We start from the raw sequence: 14,645 nt of genomic DNA, 5'->3' as shown, positions 1-14,645 counted from the left end.
AACATTCAGCGGCGGTGCTGCAACGATGGGGCTCAGGCTTCCTTGAACCAGTCCTTCAGGTTCCACATATCGTTGTCCCAGCCGCTCAGCGGCGCATAGAGCTTGTTGGCGACCGCCGCCACACGCGGCCGGTAGACCACCGGTATCACCACCGGATCGCTGCACACCAGCTCGTTCATGCGGATGAACAGCGCGGCGCGCTTGACCGGGTCCAGCTCACTCTCGGCCGCACGGAAGGCCTTGTCATACTCCTCGTTGCTCCAGCGCGAGAGATTGCGGCCCTGCCATTTATTGTCCTTGCTGGCGGCTTCCCAGGAGGCGAACTGGTTCATGAACAGCTCGGGGTCGGGCTGCGTCATCGTCGTCGTGTACATCTGCACGTCGCAGAAGAACTTGGTGTAGGTGTCGGGGTTGCCGACGTCCGAGGAGAAGAACACCGAGGCCGTCACTGACTTCAGCTCCAGATCGATGCCGGCCTTTTGCGCCGCCTGCTTGACGATGGCCTGGGTCTTCTGGCGCGGCGCGTTGATCGAGGTCTGGAACACCAGCTTGAGCTTCTTGCCGCCTTTCTCGCGGATGCCGTCGCCGCCCTTCTTCCAGCCGGCCGCGTCCAGCAGCGCACCGGCCTTGTCGATGCTGAACTCCCACTTCATGGTCTTGGAGCGGAAGCGCTCCGGGTTGTTCAGGAAGTTGGCCGTGGCCACGCCGGTGCGGCCGTAGATGAACTCCTGCACCGCCGCACGGTCCACCAGCAGGCCCAGAGCCTTGCGCACCGCCGGGTCCGACAGGATGGGGTGGCGGCTCTTCGGGTGCGCGCGCTCACCCTCGGTCTCGGTCCAGGGGTCGGCCATATTCAGCACGATGAACTCGATATTGCCGCCCGGCGTGATTTCGGCGCGGCCGCGGCCGCCGGCCTCCAGCCGTTTCAGGATTTCGTCCTCGACCTGCATATTCCAGGCGTAGTCGAATTCGCCCGTCTGTATCACCGCGCGCGCCGCCGAGACCGCGTCGCCGCCGCCCTTCATCTCTATCGTGTCGAAGAAGGGACGGTGCTCGAAGTGGTAGCCGGTGTTGATCGCGCCGCGCACCATATCGCCCGGCTTGAAATCGACGAACTTGTAGGGCCCGGTGCCGACCGGCTTCAGATTGGTCGGCGCCTCGCGCGACTTGGCGCCGGTGAAATCGGCGAACAGATGCTTGGGGATCAGCATGCCGCGGGTGCCGACAAAGGGATCGGCCCAGAAGGGCGTGGGCTTCTTGAAGATGACCTTGACGGTGTGGCTGTCGATCTTCTCGACCTTGCAGTCCTTGTAGGTGCCTATCGTGACGGCGGCCGTGTCCGGGTTGCTGGCGTATTCCCAGTTGAACACGCAGTCATCGGCGGTGAAGGGCTTGCCGTCGTGCCAGGTGGCGCCGCGCTTGAGCTTCCAGATCACCGACATGCCGTCCTTGGCCAGGCCGCCGTTGGCCTGGCTGGGAATCTCGGCCGCGAGAATGGGTATCAGATTGCCGTCGGGGTCCCAGGCGGCCAGCGGCTCGTAGAAGATGCGCGCGCCTTCCTGGTCCTTGGTGCCGGTGGCGAAGTGCGGGTTCAGCAGCGTGGCCCCCTGCCACCACAGCAGCTTCAGCGCGCCGCCGCCGCCGCGCTTGGTCGGCTTGTAGCCGGAGCGGGTCTGGGCCTGGGCGATACCGGCATTGAGCAGCATCTGGCCCGCCATCGGCGCCGTCAGGCCCAGGGCCAGCATGCGTTGGATGAAAGACCGTCGGGCCAGTCGGCCCTCGCGCACATCCTCGATCAGACCGCGCAACGCTTGCTCTTGCATGGGTAACCTCCGTAGGACCGGAACGGAACTGCCTAGCTGAACTGCCGGGCCATGCTAGCAGCGCGGCGCGCGCGGTCTGATCGGGGTCGGCCCTAGTCCTGCGGCACAAAGATCCACATCAGCAGATAGAACAGCACGCCGGTGCCGCCGCACAGGGCCAGCAGCGTGAAGCCCAGGCGCCAGACCCAGGAGGCCATGCCGGTGATGCGAGCCAGGCCGCCACAGACTCCGCCGATCCAGCGGTCGTCGCGGCTGCGGCGCAGCTCGTTGATCGCCGCGGCACCCGGTGCGCCGCTGCCGCTGCCTACATCGCCGGCCAGCAGCCGGGCCTTGGCGCGGGCGAACTCCTCGTCGCTGAGCGCGCCGCGCTGATGCAGCGCGCCGAGTTTGTCGAGATCGTCGCTGATGGTCATGGTCGTTCCTCCTGGTTTGCAATGCCTGCAGACTAAGGGCAGCTCGACCACGGCACCAGCGCGATCCGACAGACTGCGGCCCGCCGGGGACAGGCCGGCAGCGCGGCTTACCAGCTGCCGGTGTTGGCCATCGAGGCCCAGGGCTCGGCCGGGGCCAGCGCCGGGCCGTCCTGCAAGAGCTCGACCGAGATATTGTCGGGCGAGCGCACAAAAGCCATGCGGCCGTCGCGCGGCGGGCGCAGCACGGTCACGCCGTGGTCTTGCAGACGCTGGCAGGCGGCGTAGATATCGGGCGTGGCGAAGGCCAGATGGCCGAAATTGCGGCCGCCGGTATAGACCTCGCTCTTGCCCTCGGCATCGGGCCAGTTGTAGGTCAGCTCGACCTGGGGCTGGTACTTGCCGGCCTCATCGCCGGGGGCGGCCAGATAGACCAGCGTGAAGCGGCCGGCCTCGTGCTCGCTGCGACGCACCTCGACCATGCCCAGCGCGTCGCGGTAGAACTTCAGCGAGGCGCCCAGATCGGTGACGCGCACCATGGTGTGCAGGTATTTCATATCAGGCTTTCTTTCCTTGGCGATTGCTCATTGGGCTATTGTCGTGCGCCGCCCGGCGCTGACGCGGTTGCGGCCGCCGTCCTTGGCGGCATACAAGGCCTCGTCGGCACGCGCCAGCAGCGCGTCGGCGCTGTCCATGCCGGGTGCCAGCTCGGCACAGCCGATGCTGACCGTCACGGCGGCCGGCAGCTGCAGCTCGGCAATGGCCAGGCGCAGCCGCTCGGCCAACTGCTCCGCCTGGGCCAGCCCGGTGCCGGGCAGCAGCAGCGCGAACTCCTCGCCGCCGATGCGGGCCGCCAGATCGCTGTCGCGCAGGCTGGCGCGGCAGCAGAGCGCCACTTCGCGCAGCACCGTGTCGCCGAGCTGATGGCCGCCGCTGTCGTTGATGCGCTTGAAGTGGTCGACATCCAGCGCCAGCAGGGCCAGTGGCCGGCCGCTGGCGCGGCTTTCGGCCAGCGCGCTCTCGGCGGCGCGGAAGAACTGGCGCCGGTTCGGCAGCGCGGTCAGCGCATCGGTGCGGGCCAGCAGCTCGGTCTCGGCCAGCAGATGCTGGTTCACGGCCAGCAGCTGGTGCAGCTCGCTCTCGGTGCGGTAGAGCTGGCGATTGAGCCGCTGTATCACCCAGGCGGCCACGCCGCAGACGCCGGCCCACAGCAGATGGAAGAACACCACGCGCTTGACGGTGGTCGCGTCCAGACCCAGGGCCGGCAACAGCACGGCCGTGGCCAGCACGGTCAGGCCGCCGCAGACCAGCACCAGGGCCAGGCTGGACTTGGCGATCAGCAGCCCCATCAGATAGAGCAGCGAGGTGGCCAGGATGAACTCGGGCCGGCCCAGCAGCTGGCCGTCGATCAGGCAGGCGAAGCTGACGCCCACCAGGGTGTAGAGCGGGTAGGACAGCGCCATCGGCAGCCGCCAGCCGGGCTTGAAGCTCAGCGCGCTGAGCACGGCCCAGAACAGCAGATAGCCCAGGCGCAGGCGCAGCACCTCGGCGGCGGCCGGCTCGATCAGCCAGTCGCCCAGCAGATAGAGCAAGGGGATCAGGCCGCCGATCGCATAGACGAAGCGCAGCACCGGCCAGGAACGCAGGGCCAGCCAGTCCTGGTAGGCGGGCACGATAGGGCTGTGGGAGGAGGGCGGGGAGCTGTGCTGCACGGAAGGGCCGCCAGGCGGCGGGTTGACGGGCCTGCGGCCCGAAACCCCGCGATTGTCCGCCTTCGGCGCGGCGCCCGCCTAGGCCAGCACGCCCTCGGCGATCAAGGCCGTGATGTCGGTCTCGCTATAGCCCAGCTCGGCCAGCAGGCGGTGGTTGTGCTGGCCCAGCGCCGGCGGCTGCTCGCGCAGGCCCAGGCGCCGGCCGTCCAGGCTCAGCGGCAGCAGCGGCACGCGGGTCTCGCGGCCGTCGGGCAGGGTCAGCGGCGCCAGGCCGCCGGTGGCCAGCAGATGCGGGTCTTCCATCAGCTGCTCGGGCCGGGTGATGGGTGCGAACGGCAGGCCCTGGGCCTCGAACACGGCGGCGATCTCGGCGGCCGGCCGGGGCGCCAGGCGCTCGCGCAGCGCCGGGATCAGCCAGTCGCGCGCACGCACCCGGTCGTTATTGCTAGCCAGGCGCGCATCGGCGCGCAGCTCGGCCAGGCCGAAGGCCTCGCAGAACAGCGCCCACTGGGTGTCGCTGACCACGGCCAGGAAGATCTGCTCGCCATCCCTGACCGTGAACACGTCGTAGATGCCCCAGGCCGAGATGCGCTCGGGCATGGGCGCGGCGGGCTTGCCGGTGACCGCGAACTGCATCATGTGCTGGGCCACCAGAAAGACATTGTTCTCGAACAGGGCCGACTGCACGGGCTGGCCGCGCCCGGTGACATGGCGCTGCTGCAGCGCGGCCAGCACGCCGATCGCGCCGAACAGCCCGCCCATGATGTCGTTGACGCTGGAGCCGGCGCGCAGCGGATCGCCCGGCCGGCCGGTCATATAGGCCAGGCCGCCCATCATCTGCACCACCTCGTCCAGCGCGGTGCGATGCTCGTAGGGGCCGGGCAGAAAACCCTTGTGCGAGACATAGATCAGGCGCGGGTTCAGCGCCGTCAGCGCGTCGTGACCCAGGCCCAGCCGCTCCATAGCCCCGCTCTTGAAGTTCTCGCTGAACACATCGGCGCCGGCCAGCAGCTTCAGCACGATCTCCAGGCCCTTGGGGTGCTTGATGTCCAGCGCAAGGCTGAGCTTGTTGCGGTTGAACATCGGATAGAAACCGGCCCCCGAGCCCAGCAGTTTGCGGGTGTTGTCGCCGGTGAGCGGCTCGACCTTGATGACCTCGGCGCCCAGATCGCCCAGCACCATGCCGCAGGTCGGCCCCATCACCATATGGGTGAACTCGATCACTCGCAGACCTGCCAGGGGCAGGTCTGTGCTCTTGCCGGCCAGTGGCAGGTCTTGCTGTCTTTGCTCTTGCGTCATCACTGAAATCCTTTGGGAAGCCCGGCCTCGGCCAGCATGCCGTAGACCGCCTCGCCGGGCAGCCCCTCGCGCAGCGGTGCGCGGGCGGCCAGCAGCTGGTGGATGTCGATGCCGGTGTCCACGCCCATGGCCTCGAACATGAAGACCAGGTCCTCGGTGACCACATTGCCCGAGGCGCCCGGCGCATAGGGACAGCCGCCCAGGCCGCCCAGCGAGGCATCGAAGGTCCTGACGCCGACATCGAAAGCCGCCAGGCAGTTGGCCAGGCCCAGCCCCCGCGTGTTGTGCAGATGGGCGGCGCCGGCGCGCGACCCCAGCTCGGCGCGCAGCCGCGTGAACAGCCGCCGCACCTGAGCCGGGTTGGCCATGCCGGCGGTGTCGGACAGGCCCACCTCGTCGGCCCCGGCTTCGGCGCAGGCCACAGCCAGGCGCAGCACCGCGTCCTCATCGACCCGGCCGGCCAGCGTGCAGCCGAAGGCAGTTGACAGACCCACCTCGACCCCCATCTGCGGCGCCTGGTCCCGGCGCAGCGCGGCGACCGCGCGCAGCTCCTCGACCATGGCCTCGGGCGTCTTGCGCACATTGGCCAGCGAATGGGCCTCGCTGGCCGAGATCGGCAGGCTGATCTTGTGGGCGCCGGCGGCGATGGCCGCTTCGGCGCCGCGAACATTCGGCACCAGGGCCAGCACGCGCAGGCCCGGCAGGGTCAGCGCATGAGCGACGACCTCCGCCACATCAGCCATCTGCGGCAGCAGCCGCGCCGGCACAAAGGAACCGACCTCGATCTCGCGCAGCCCGGCCGCATGCAGCGCGGCTATCCAGCGTCGCTTGTCGGCAGTGGGCATCACGGTGGCGATGCTTTGCAGGCCGTCGCGCGGACCGACCTCGCTGATCAGAACGCTGCTTGACATGATAGGGTTGTTCTATAAGATGGAACTGTGTTCTGAAAAGTATCGCGTGTGTCGCGAGCCCCGTCAATGCCCAGGAAATCTGCCACCCCCTCGTTGGCCGAAACCCAGGCCGCGCCCGGCGGTGTCGGCGCGGTCGACAAGGCTTTGAGCCTGCTGAGCGCCTTCCGCGCCGGCGACCGCGCCCTGAGCCTGGCCGAGCTGGCCCAGCGCACCCGGCTTTACAAGAGCACGGCGCTGCGCCTGCTGGCTTCGCTGGAGCATGGCCGGCTGCTGCAGCGCCAGTCCGATGGCGCTTATGCGCTGGGGCCGGAGCTGGCCCGCCTGCAGTCGCTGCGTGCGGCGAGCTTCTCGCTGGAAGCCGAGGTGATGCCGGTGCTGCGCGCGCTGGTGGCGCGTACCCGCGAGAGCGCGGCGCTGCATGTGCGCCAGGGCGAGCAGCGACTGTGCCTGTACCGGGTCGATTCACCGCAGCCGCTGCGCGACCATCTGAGCGCCGGCGATCTGCTGCCGCTGGACAGAGGCGCGGGCGGGCGGGTGCTGCTGGCCTTCTCGGGCGCCCGCGGCAAGCGCTACGAAGAGATCCGCCAGGCCGGCGTGGCCGAGATCAGCGGCGACCGCGTCGAGGGTCTGAGCGGTGTCGCCGCCCCGGTGTTCGGCGCGCAGGCCGAGCTGGTCGGCGCCCTGACCCTGAGCCTGCCCAGCAGCCGGCTCAAGCCCGGCCTGGCCGAGGAGGTCCGGCGGGCGGCGGCCGAGCTGAGCCGGCGCCTGGGCGCGCCGGCTTAAGCGGGCGCGGTCAGCCGCTCCCGGCCTTGGGGTGTGTCAGCACCGCCGTGGCCTCGATCTCGATCAGCATGCCGTCCAGTGCCAGGCGCGGCACCGGGATCAGCGTGCAGGCCGGCGTCGGCGCCTCGCCCCACAGCGATTTCAGCGCCTGGCTGAGCTGCGCCAGCCTGGCCTCGCGATGCTCGACCACCAGCACGGTCAGGCGCGCCACATCCTTCAGACCGGCCCCGCCCGCTCGCAGCGCGGTCTGCAGATTGGCCAGGCACTGCGCCAACTGGCCCTCGAAGTCATCGGGCAGCCCGTCGCTGGGGTGTTCGCCGCCCTGGCCGGACAACAGCAGCCAGCGGGCCGGACCCTGAACGAGGGCCAGGTGGGAATAGCCATTGGGTGCCGGGTCGTAGAGGCCGGCGGGGTTGTGGAAGCTCAGCAGGTCGGTCGAGGTGTGCATGGCCTGGGCTCGGATCGTTGGATCGTCGGGTTGATGAAACAGGCCGCCAGTCTCGAATCTCAACTCGGCTTGAGGTCAAGGCGAAGAGGACAAGAGCCCACGAAGCAAGGGTCTATTGCCTTTGCCCCGGCAGTGCCAGGTCTTGCCTGTGGCGCTTGCGATGCGCGGTCGCGACCCCATCTGGGAGACCTGTCCATCATGGTGCGACCGATAGGCCCGACACGGCGCTTCAGGACTGGGGCGCCGACTACCTGGCCGCGCCCGTGCGTTTCGATGCCGAGGCCCTGCCGGTGTCGCTGCGGCGGGTCTACCGGCGCCATGCGCCGCCGGCTCTGGCGCTGTGCGAGTTCTCGCGCCGCCTGCAGCGCGACAGCAAGCTCAGCCCCTACCCGGCGATCGCGCTGCGCCGTCGTCCTTGACAGGCCGCGCGATCAACGCGCCGGCGTCGGCCGGGCCTGATTCAGCAGCAGGTTCAGCAAGGCGCCGAGCGCCAGCAGGGCCAGCAGACCGCCGCCCCAGATCACCCAAGCCAGCGGCAGCAGCCAGCCCATGGCCGTGCCCAGCCAGGGCGCAGCGTGGGTGATGGCGGCCATCAGGCCCGTCAGAGCGCCGCGCAGCATTTCGGCCCAGGCCGGGTCTATCCAATACTCCAGCCAGGCGGGCAGTGGCCACTGGGCGATGGCGCGCTCCAGCTCGCCGGCGTCGCCGGCGCTCAGACGCGCGGCCAGCCATTGCAGCAGCTCGATGCCTAGCCAGGCACAGCCGCTCCAGAGGGCGGCAAGGAAGGCGATGAAGATCCAGAGTGCAGTTTTCATGGGGCGCTACCTTAACCTGACTGGTCCCCGATTCGTCAACCTGCTTCGGTCCTCGGAGCCACCTCAGTCGCGCGCCGGTATCTTCAGTCCGCGCGCCACCGCCGGCCGCGCCAGGAAGGCCTGCAAGACCCGCTGCAGCTGCGGAAATTCGGCGAAGCCGACCAGCTCGCCGGCGCCGTAGAAGCCGACCAGATTGTTGACCCAGGGGAGGATCGCGATGTCGGCGATCGTGTACTCGCTGCCCATGACCCAGTCGCGGCCGGTCAGGCGCTGCTCCAGCACCGCCAGCAGGCGCTTGGACTCGGCCACATAGCGCTCGCGCGGGCGCTTGTCCTCATAGTCCTTGCCAGCGAACTTGTGGAAGAAGCCCAGCTGGCCGAACATCGGGCCGACGCCGCCCATCTGGAACATCAGCCACTGGAGGGCCTCGTAGCGCAGGGCCGGGTCTTGCGGCAAGAACTGACCCGTCTTCTCGGCCAGATAGATCAGGATCGCACCCGACTCGAACAGGGCCAGCGGCGCGCCACCCGGGCCCTGCGGGTCGAGGATGGCCGGGATCTTGTTGTTCGGGTTCAGCGACAGGAATTCGGGTGTGAGCTGATCATTGCGATCGAAGCTGACCAGATGGGCCTCGTAGGGCAGGCCCAGCTCCTCCAGCAGGATGGAGACCTTGACGCCGTTGGGCGTGGGCAGCGAGTAGAGCTGCAGCCGCTCGGGATGTTGCGCTGGCCAGCGGCGGGTGATGGGGAAGGCAGAGAGCGTGGTGGCGGTCATGAGGCGGAAGTTCGTCGGAAGTGGTGGCGCATTCTGCGGTGAGATCCCGGGGCCTGCCCGATCCCGCCGTGAAACCCCCCGCTTCGGATGGGGCGAATGGCGGAACGGCGTTCGAGTGGCAAGACCTGGCCCCGGCGCTACGAACATAGGGCTGGATTTCCTGTTCCCGGCCCATGAGAATCCCGCAACCCCTGTTACCCAGAAAGACCCATGAAGCTGCTGATCATCTTCCCCGCCGCGCTTATCCTGGCCGGTCCGCTTTCGGCTGCGCCCCAGAGCATCACCTTGGCTGCCGCCACGGAATTTGCGGCGACCGTGTCGCTGCTGAAGTTTGATGGGAAGCAAGGGCGCTCGACGCCGTTCTTCAATGGCTACCGACCCGGGCTGCGCTTCGCCGGCTCGGCGGCAGAGGTCACCTGCAGCGTCAGCATCCAAGGCCCGCAGGATTCGGTGAGCCCGGGCGAGAGTGCCCAGGTGCAGCTGCGCTGCCTGGACAAGGTGGTGGTCATGAAAGACAAGCCCGAGTTTGTCTTCTATGAAGGCGGGCGCAAGGTCGGGTCTGGCGTGCTGGCGTTGCCGGCGGCGGCGCAGTAGCCCGCACCGCCCATGACCTTCGCGCGGTACATGAACGACGCCCCCGCCACCGACGAGACCTTCTTCCTGCGCTTTACCGCGCCCGATCTGGCCGCTCTGCACCGTGATATGGCGCAGGCCGAGCGTCAGCTGGCGCAGGCGCGGGCCGAGGCCGATCTGTTGCGGGCGCTGGATCATGCCGGCGATCTCGGCAGCCTGCTCACGACCGACCGGCAGCAGGAGGCCGCCCGGGCGCTGCTCACGGAGTTCCTGCCGGCCGCGCGCCAGCATCCCGCCCACGAGCCATCCGCCTGGTTGCTCCATGCGCTGGCCACGGCCTGCCAGTACTGTGGCGAGCGAGCCGAGGCAGATGTGCTGTTCGCCGAGGCGCTGGAGCTTGCCCGTCTGCATAGCTGGACCCAGCTGGAGCACTATGTGCTGCACCACTGGGGCCGCTGTCTCGCCGAGCAGCGGCGCTTCGGGCCGGCCCGGGATTGCTTCCTGAAGTCGCTGGCGATTCGGCAGGCGCTCGGCGATCCGCGGCAGGCCTCGTCGCAGCGCGCGCTCGATGTGCTTGCCGATCACGAGGCCAGGCATCTCGCGGCCACAGATATGCCGCAGCCGACCCTGCTGCTACGCCCTGCCGAGCCCCGCGACGCGCTGTGCCTGTCGGTGCTAGCCATGCAGGTGTTTCTGGATACCTACGCAACCCAGGGCATCCGGCCGGCGCTGGCCAAGGAGGTGTTGAGCAGCTACTCGGAGCCGGTGTTCGCTGCGGCCATTGCCAGCGAGGCCGACGCGCTGTGCGTGGCTGAGCTGGCGGGGCATCTGATCGGTTTTGCCCATCTCGTGTTCGGCGTCTCCCATCCTCTGGCTCCGCCGGGCGCGCCGGCCGAGCTGCTGCGTCTTTATGTGCAGGAGCCGTTCACCGGCCAGCGGGTTGGTTCCCGGCTGCTGGCATGGGCAGAGCAGCGTGCGGCCGAGGCGGGTGCCGAGCAACTGTGGCTGACGCCTTGGGTGCATAACCATCGCGCACTCGCCTTCTACCGCCGCTGCGCGTATCAGGATCATGGGGCGACCCACTTCATGTTCGAAGGCGAGTCGCACGAGAACCGGGTGCTTGCAAAAGCCGTTGGTCCGATCAGTGCAATGCCACGTTGAGCTGGTCGATGACCTCGGCCCAGTCGGCGTCCTGGCGCACCTGCTCGCGCAGCAGCGCCGCCTGTGCCGGGCTCCAGAACGGCGCATCGGCCAGTCTCATATCGGCCGGCAGCGGCCGATGGCTGCTGATGAAGCTGCGGATCTCGGCCTCGTCAGAGGGCAGGCCCAGCTGGGCGAACAGATCCGAGAAGCGATGAAACGAGGTTTCCATATCAGGCCTCCGATTCGATGGTAGGCGAGAAATTCATGGCCAGTTCGCCACGCTCGACCGCAGCCAGCAGCCGGTGGATGAAGTCCAGCTTCTCGATCACCGGCGTCGGCATGGCGAAAGGATAGCTGTCATGCGAGCCCAGGCTGCGGTCCATCGCGTTGATGAACTGCGAGATCGGCAGCCATTGCTCGATCAGCGCCGGCGCCAGCTCGGCCTCGCGCGCCAGCGGCTGCGCGATCACCGGCGCGCCGCCGGGCAGGGCCTGCTGGAGCTGCAGGCCCCAGGCGGCAGCGGTCTCCAACCCGTCCTGGATGTGCATATAGTGGGCCCAGCATTCGGCCCAGTCTTCCCAGGGGTGGGCGCTGGCATAGCGGCTGATGAAGCTGGAGCGCCAGTCGGCCGGCGGCCCGCTGTAGTGCTGCTGCAAGGCCTGGCCATAGTCGGCGCGCTCGTCGCCAAACAGCGTGCGGAATTCCGCCAGCCAGCCGGAGCCGCTGACCAGGCGGTCCCAGTAGTAGTGGCCGATCTCGTGGCGGAAGTGGCCCAGCAGGGTGCGGTAGGGTTCGTGCAGATGGGCGCGCATCTGCTCGCGGCGGGCGTCGTCGGCCTCGGCGATATTGAGCGTGATCACCCCGTTGTCATGGCCGCTCAGCACCCGTTGCTGCGGCGTGACCTGCTCGAGGAAGTGGAAGGACAAGCCGTGCTCGGCGTCGTCGTCCTTGCTGGGCGCCGGCAGGCTCAGTGCGATGAGGCTGTAGAACAGCCGACGCTTGGCGCGCTCGATGCGCGCCCAATGGTCGCGGTTCTCGGGCTTGCCCAAAGCGGGGATCACATGGGTGCAGCGGCAGCTCAGGCACAGGGCCTGGTCCGAGTCGGCGGGCAGCATCCAGTTGCAGACGCCTTCGAGCCGGTAGTTGCTGCAAGGGCGCTGAGCGGTGGCACCCTCGGCAAGGCGCTGCCAGACGCCGTCGCTGCCGATCTCGAAGGCACCGAAACCCAGCTCGGCCGGCACAAAACCCAGCGCCGCGCCACAGGCATCGCAGGCCAGGTTCTCGAAGAAGACGCGCTGGCCACAGCGCTCGCAGCTCAAGGTTCTCATTGCTGGGCAGCATAGGCCTCTTGCCCCGCCGCGACCAGCGGCGCCGGCCGCTGCCGTCTGTCAGTCGACGCCTACAGCGGTGTGCGAGACTGGCTGCCTGCGCCCCGGCCAGGGGCGCTCGAGACAGCAACGGGAATGACGATGAGAGTGTGCATTGTGGGCGCCGGTGCCATCGGCGGCTGGTTTGCCGGCCATCTGGGCCACCGGCTGGGTGCCGAAGTCAGGCTTAGCGCATTGGCGCGCGGCGCCACGCTGGCGGCCTTGCGCGCGCAGCAGGGGCTGCGTGTCGAGTCCGGTGGCGAGCGCTGGCTGGTGCCCGTAGCGGCCGGCGAGCGGCCCGAGGAGCTGGGCCCGCAGGACCTGATCGTGCTGGCCGTCAAGGGCCCGGCGCTGGCGGCGGTGGCCCCGGCCGTCAAGGCCTTGCTGGACATGAACGATCAGGCTCGCGTGCTGGTGGCGATGAATGGCGTGCCCTGGTGGTTCTTCGATGGACTGGGCGGCGAGCTCGAGGGTCTGCGGCTGGAGTCGGTCGACCCCGGCGGCCTGGTGGCCGGTCTGATCCCTGCCGAGCGCGTGATCGGCAGCGTGGTCCATGCCAGCTGCACGACACCCGAGCCCGGCCTGGTGCGCCATGTGATGGGCATGGGCCTGATCCTCGGCGCGCCCTCCGGCGGCCGGCCCGCCCATATCGAGCAGCTGGCCGCATTGCTGGGTCGTGCCGGCTTCAACGCCACGGTCTCCGAGCGCATCCAGCGCGATATCTGGTTCAAGCTCTGGGGCAATATGACCATGAACCCGATCTCGGCGCTGACCGGCGCGACCTGCGACCGCATCCTCGACGACGAGCTGGTGCGCGGCTTCGTCACGAATGTGATGCGCGAGGCGGCCGAGATCGGCGCGCGCATCGGCTGCGCTGTCGATCAGACGCCCGAGCAGCGCCATGAGGTGACACGCAAGCTGGGCGCCTTCAAGACCTCGATGCTGCAGGACGTCGAAGCCGGCCGGCCGCTGGAGCTCGATGCCCTGGTGGCTTCGGTGCGCGAGATCGCGCAGCAGCTCGGCCTGGCCACGCCGCACACCGATGCGATGCTGGGGCTGACGCGGCTGATGGCACGCGGCCGCGGCCTGTACTGATCAGCCCGGCTGCCTGAGCTTGCGCCCGAGCAGCGCGCAAGCCGGGCAGAAACCCAGCAGGCCCGAGAGCAGCGCGCCTGCCGCGCCGGCCGCCAGCGCCCAGGCCCAGGGCCCAGCTGGCATCAACAGCAGCGCGGCCGCGCCCATGGCCAGCGCGCCGGCGCCGCGCAGCAGCCGTTCCCAGACCGGCAGGTTCTTGACATAAAGCATCACAACTCCTTGTTTGTTTGCGTGATCGAGGATCTATCCATCACCTCGACAAGCAAGAGTGGGGTTTGCGGGCAAAGGATTCGCGCGGCGCAAAGAAAAAAGTGAGCCGGCTTCACAGCGACTTCACGCCCGGCTTTCTAGGCTGGCGCATCCCCATCACCGGAGCCGCTCATGACCCTGATCAAGACTTCCCGCCGTCTGCTGCTGGCCGCTGCGGCGACCCTCGGCCTTTTCAGCATGGCCAACGCCAATCCGGCCGAGCCGCGCGTGCTGCTGGTGCTCAGCAGCCATGGCCAGGCCGAGGACGGCGGCAAGCTGGGCTATGACTTCCACGAGTTCGCGCTGGCCGCCCAGCTGCTGCAGGCCAATGGCGTGAGCTTCGACATCGCCAGCCCCAAGGGCGGCGCGCCCGTGGGCCGGCCCGCCGGCGAGAGCACGGCGCGCCAGGTCAAGGCCGATGCCGCGCTGATGGCGCGGCTGCAGGCCACGCTGCCGACGGCCGGGCTCCAGCCGGCCGACTATGCGGCCGTGCTGGTGCTGGGCGGCAAGGGGCCGATGTTCGATCTGCGCGGCGATGCGCCGCTGCAGCATCTGCTGAGCGGGGTCTGGCAGCGCGGCGGCGTGCTGGCGGCGGTCTGCCATGGCCCGGCGGCCCTGCTGGACCTGAAGAGCGCCGATGGCACTCCGCTGCTGGCCGGTCGGCGCGTGACCGGCTTCAGCAATGCCGAGGAGCGCCGCTTCTCGGGCAAGACCCTGGGCCAGCTGCCCTTTCTGCTGGAGGATGCCTTGCAAGCCCAGGGCGCGCGCTACGAGTCGCGCGGCCTGATGCTGCCGCTGGTGGTCAGCGACGAGCGTCTGATCACCGGCCAGAACCCGCTGTCGACCCCGCCCCTGGTCGAAGCCCTGCTGCGGGCCCTGGGCCGCACGCCGGTGGTGCGCACGCCCGGCATCGAAGAGGCCACGATGGCCTTGATCGAGCGGCATCTGGCTGGCGCCACCGCCGCCGCCGAGGCGGACCGCCACGACCCGCTGCTGCTGGGCACTTACGGCCTGCTGCTCAGCGAGGGCGAGGCCACGCCCGAGCGCCTGAACATCGCGCTGACCATGCTGGCCCAGGCCCATCGGCTGGCACCTGCCCACGCCGGCATGACGGCGGCACTGGCCAGCGTCCACGCCAAGCTCGGCCACAAGCCCGAGGCGATCGCGCTGCTCAAGCGCGCGCTGCAGCAGCAGCCCGACCATGCGCGTGCCCGACAATTGCTGGCCGAACTGGAGAGTTGAG

The 14,645-nt window shown here is 69.0% G+C and carries 18 protein-coding genes; 6 read left to right on the top strand and 12 right to left on the bottom strand.

Going from position 1 to position 14,645, the window contains the following annotated elements; genetic code table 11:
- Nucleotides 1-32 precede the first annotated feature (32 nt).
- From O5M90_RS13355 to O5M90_RS13330, 6 genes are all read right to left on the bottom strand, one after another.
- Complete coding sequence (locus O5M90_RS13355) at nt 33-1,823, bottom strand: peptide ABC transporter substrate-binding protein (protein WP_269839137.1); 1,791 nt, start codon at nt 1,821-1,823, stop codon at nt 33-35.
- 92 nt (nt 1,824-1,915) lie between these two features.
- Entirely contained in the window at nt 1,916-2,236 is a 321-nt protein-coding gene (locus O5M90_RS13350; RefSeq protein WP_269839136.1) for a PspC domain-containing protein, read from the bottom strand.
- A 107-nt stretch (nt 2,237-2,343) separates the two neighbouring features.
- Nucleotides 2,344-2,790 (bottom strand): lactoylglutathione lyase, encoded by a 447-nt coding sequence (locus tag O5M90_RS13345; protein ID WP_269839135.1) that lies wholly within the window; start codon nt 2,788-2,790, stop codon nt 2,344-2,346.
- A 27-nt stretch (nt 2,791-2,817) separates the two neighbouring features.
- Nucleotides 2,818-3,945 (bottom strand): GGDEF domain-containing protein, encoded by a 1,128-nt coding sequence (locus O5M90_RS13340; protein ID WP_137944208.1) that lies wholly within the window; start codon nt 3,943-3,945, stop codon nt 2,818-2,820.
- A gap of 78 nt (nt 3,946-4,023) precedes the next feature.
- Nucleotides 4,024-5,244 (bottom strand): CaiB/BaiF CoA transferase family protein, encoded by a 1,221-nt coding sequence (locus tag O5M90_RS13335; RefSeq protein WP_269839134.1) that lies wholly within the window; start codon nt 5,242-5,244, stop codon nt 4,024-4,026.
- Entirely contained in the window at nt 5,244-6,155 is a 912-nt protein-coding gene (locus O5M90_RS13330; RefSeq protein WP_269839133.1) for a hydroxymethylglutaryl-CoA lyase, read from the bottom strand. Before O5M90_RS13330 ends, O5M90_RS13335 begins: the two co-directional genes overlap by 1 nt.
- A 66-nt stretch (nt 6,156-6,221) precedes the next feature.
- On the opposite strand from O5M90_RS13330, the gene O5M90_RS13325 reads away from it, so the two are divergent.
- Complete coding sequence (locus tag O5M90_RS13325) at nt 6,222-6,938, top strand: IclR family transcriptional regulator (protein WP_269839132.1); 717 nt, start codon at nt 6,222-6,224, stop codon at nt 6,936-6,938.
- A gap of 10 nt (nt 6,939-6,948) precedes the next feature.
- On the opposite strand, the gene O5M90_RS13320 is transcribed toward O5M90_RS13325, so the two are convergent.
- Complete coding sequence (locus O5M90_RS13320) at nt 6,949-7,386, bottom strand: RidA family protein (protein ID WP_269839131.1); 438 nt, start codon at nt 7,384-7,386, stop codon at nt 6,949-6,951.
- Between the two features lie 263 nt (nt 7,387-7,649).
- Between O5M90_RS13320 and O5M90_RS13315 the strand changes: the two genes are divergently transcribed.
- Nucleotides 7,650-7,805, top strand: a complete 156-nt coding sequence (locus O5M90_RS13315; RefSeq protein WP_269839130.1) for a hypothetical protein — start codon at nt 7,650-7,652, stop codon at nt 7,803-7,805.
- 12 nt (nt 7,806-7,817) lie between these two features.
- On the opposite strand, the gene O5M90_RS13310 is transcribed toward O5M90_RS13315, so the two are convergent.
- Both O5M90_RS13310 and O5M90_RS13305 read right to left on the bottom strand, forming a co-directional pair.
- Complete coding sequence (locus tag O5M90_RS13310) at nt 7,818-8,201, bottom strand: hypothetical protein (RefSeq protein ID WP_262969085.1); 384 nt, start codon at nt 8,199-8,201, stop codon at nt 7,818-7,820.
- 63 nt (nt 8,202-8,264) lie between these two features.
- On the bottom strand, nt 8,265-8,975 hold the full coding sequence (locus tag O5M90_RS13305; protein WP_137944201.1) for a glutathione S-transferase N-terminal domain-containing protein: 711 nt from the start codon (nt 8,973-8,975) through the stop codon (nt 8,265-8,267).
- Between the two features lie 210 nt (nt 8,976-9,185).
- Here O5M90_RS13305 and O5M90_RS13300 point away from each other — a divergent pair, with 210 nt between their 5' ends.
- On the top strand, nt 9,186-9,569 hold the full coding sequence (locus O5M90_RS13300) for a hypothetical protein (protein ID WP_269839129.1): 384 nt from the start codon (nt 9,186-9,188) through the stop codon (nt 9,567-9,569).
- 30 nt (nt 9,570-9,599) lie between these two features.
- Nucleotides 9,600-10,709, top strand: a complete 1,110-nt coding sequence (locus O5M90_RS13295; protein ID WP_269839128.1) for a GNAT family N-acetyltransferase — start codon at nt 9,600-9,602, stop codon at nt 10,707-10,709.
- On the opposite strand, the gene O5M90_RS13290 is transcribed toward O5M90_RS13295, so the two are convergent.
- Both O5M90_RS13290 and O5M90_RS13285 read right to left on the bottom strand, forming a co-directional pair.
- Complete coding sequence (locus O5M90_RS13290) at nt 10,690-10,920, bottom strand: DUF2789 domain-containing protein (protein ID WP_137944199.1); 231 nt, start codon at nt 10,918-10,920, stop codon at nt 10,690-10,692. The two genes, O5M90_RS13295 and O5M90_RS13290, sit on opposite strands and share 20 nt — an antisense overlap.
- 1 nt (nt 10,921) lies before the next feature.
- Entirely contained in the window at nt 10,922-12,019 is a 1,098-nt protein-coding gene (locus O5M90_RS13285; protein ID WP_269839127.1) for a zinc-binding metallopeptidase family protein, read from the bottom strand.
- A gap of 141 nt (nt 12,020-12,160) precedes the next feature.
- On the opposite strand from O5M90_RS13285, the gene O5M90_RS13280 reads away from it, so the two are divergent.
- Nucleotides 12,161-13,153, top strand: a complete 993-nt coding sequence (locus O5M90_RS13280; RefSeq protein ID WP_269839126.1) for a 2-dehydropantoate 2-reductase — start codon at nt 12,161-12,163, stop codon at nt 13,151-13,153.
- On the opposite strand, the gene O5M90_RS13275 is transcribed toward O5M90_RS13280, so the two are convergent.
- Nucleotides 13,154-13,363, bottom strand: coding sequence for a YgaP-like transmembrane domain (locus O5M90_RS13275; RefSeq protein ID WP_269839125.1), 210 nt, complete (start codon nt 13,361-13,363; stop codon nt 13,154-13,156). It abuts the gene before it with no gap.
- 171 nt (nt 13,364-13,534) lie between these two features.
- On the opposite strand from O5M90_RS13275, the gene O5M90_RS13270 reads away from it, so the two are divergent.
- Nucleotides 13,535-14,644, top strand: a complete 1,110-nt coding sequence (locus O5M90_RS13270; RefSeq protein WP_269839124.1) for a type 1 glutamine amidotransferase domain-containing protein — start codon at nt 13,535-13,537, stop codon at nt 14,642-14,644.
- The last annotated feature ends 1 nt before the right edge of the window (nt 14,645 follow it).

The organism is Paucibacter sp. M5-1 (genome assembly GCF_027498415.2).
GTDB lineage: Bacteria > Pseudomonadota > Gammaproteobacteria > Burkholderiales > Burkholderiaceae_C > Roseateles_E.
The sequence above is the reverse complement of the archived record's forward strand: the minus strand, read 5'-3'. Positions and strand labels throughout refer to the sequence as shown.

Bases quoted from the DNA above. Each gene is read 5' to 3' on its own strand.
- O5M90_RS13355 (WP_269839137.1), bottom strand. From the start codon at position 1,823: ATGCAAGAGCAAGCGTTGCGCGGTCTGATCGAGGATGTGCGCGAGGGC.
- O5M90_RS13350 (WP_269839136.1), bottom strand. From the start codon at position 2,236: ATGACCATCAGCGACGATCTCGACAAACTCGGCGCGCTGCATCAGCGC.
- O5M90_RS13345 (WP_269839135.1), bottom strand. From the start codon at position 2,790: ATGAAATACCTGCACACCATGGTGCGCGTCACCGATCTGGGCGCCTCG.
- O5M90_RS13335 (WP_269839134.1), bottom strand. From the start codon at position 5,244: ATGACGCAAGAGCAAAGACAGCAAGACCTGCCACTGGCCGGCAAGAGC.
- O5M90_RS13330 (WP_269839133.1), bottom strand. From the start codon at position 6,155: ATGTCAAGCAGCGTTCTGATCAGCGAGGTCGGTCCGCGCGACGGCCTG.
- O5M90_RS13325 (WP_269839132.1), top strand. From the start codon at position 6,222: ATGCCCAGGAAATCTGCCACCCCCTCGTTGGCCGAAACCCAGGCCGCG.
- O5M90_RS13320 (WP_269839131.1), bottom strand. From the start codon at position 7,386: ATGCACACCTCGACCGACCTGCTGAGCTTCCACAACCCCGCCGGCCTC.
- O5M90_RS13310 (WP_262969085.1), bottom strand. From the start codon at position 8,201: ATGAAAACTGCACTCTGGATCTTCATCGCCTTCCTTGCCGCCCTCTGG.
- O5M90_RS13305 (WP_137944201.1), bottom strand. From the start codon at position 8,975: ATGACCGCCACCACGCTCTCTGCCTTCCCCATCACCCGCCGCTGGCCA.
- O5M90_RS13300 (WP_269839129.1), top strand. From the start codon at position 9,186: ATGAAGCTGCTGATCATCTTCCCCGCCGCGCTTATCCTGGCCGGTCCG.
- O5M90_RS13295 (WP_269839128.1), top strand. From the start codon at position 9,600: ATGAACGACGCCCCCGCCACCGACGAGACCTTCTTCCTGCGCTTTACC.
- O5M90_RS13290 (WP_137944199.1), bottom strand. From the start codon at position 10,920: ATGGAAACCTCGTTTCATCGCTTCTCGGATCTGTTCGCCCAGCTGGGC.
- O5M90_RS13285 (WP_269839127.1), bottom strand. From the start codon at position 12,019: ATGAGAACCTTGAGCTGCGAGCGCTGTGGCCAGCGCGTCTTCTTCGAG.
- O5M90_RS13280 (WP_269839126.1), top strand. From the start codon at position 12,161: ATGAGAGTGTGCATTGTGGGCGCCGGTGCCATCGGCGGCTGGTTTGCC.
- O5M90_RS13275 (WP_269839125.1), bottom strand. From the start codon at position 13,363: ATGCTTTATGTCAAGAACCTGCCGGTCTGGGAACGGCTGCTGCGCGGC.
- O5M90_RS13270 (WP_269839124.1), top strand. From the start codon at position 13,535: ATGACCCTGATCAAGACTTCCCGCCGTCTGCTGCTGGCCGCTGCGGCG.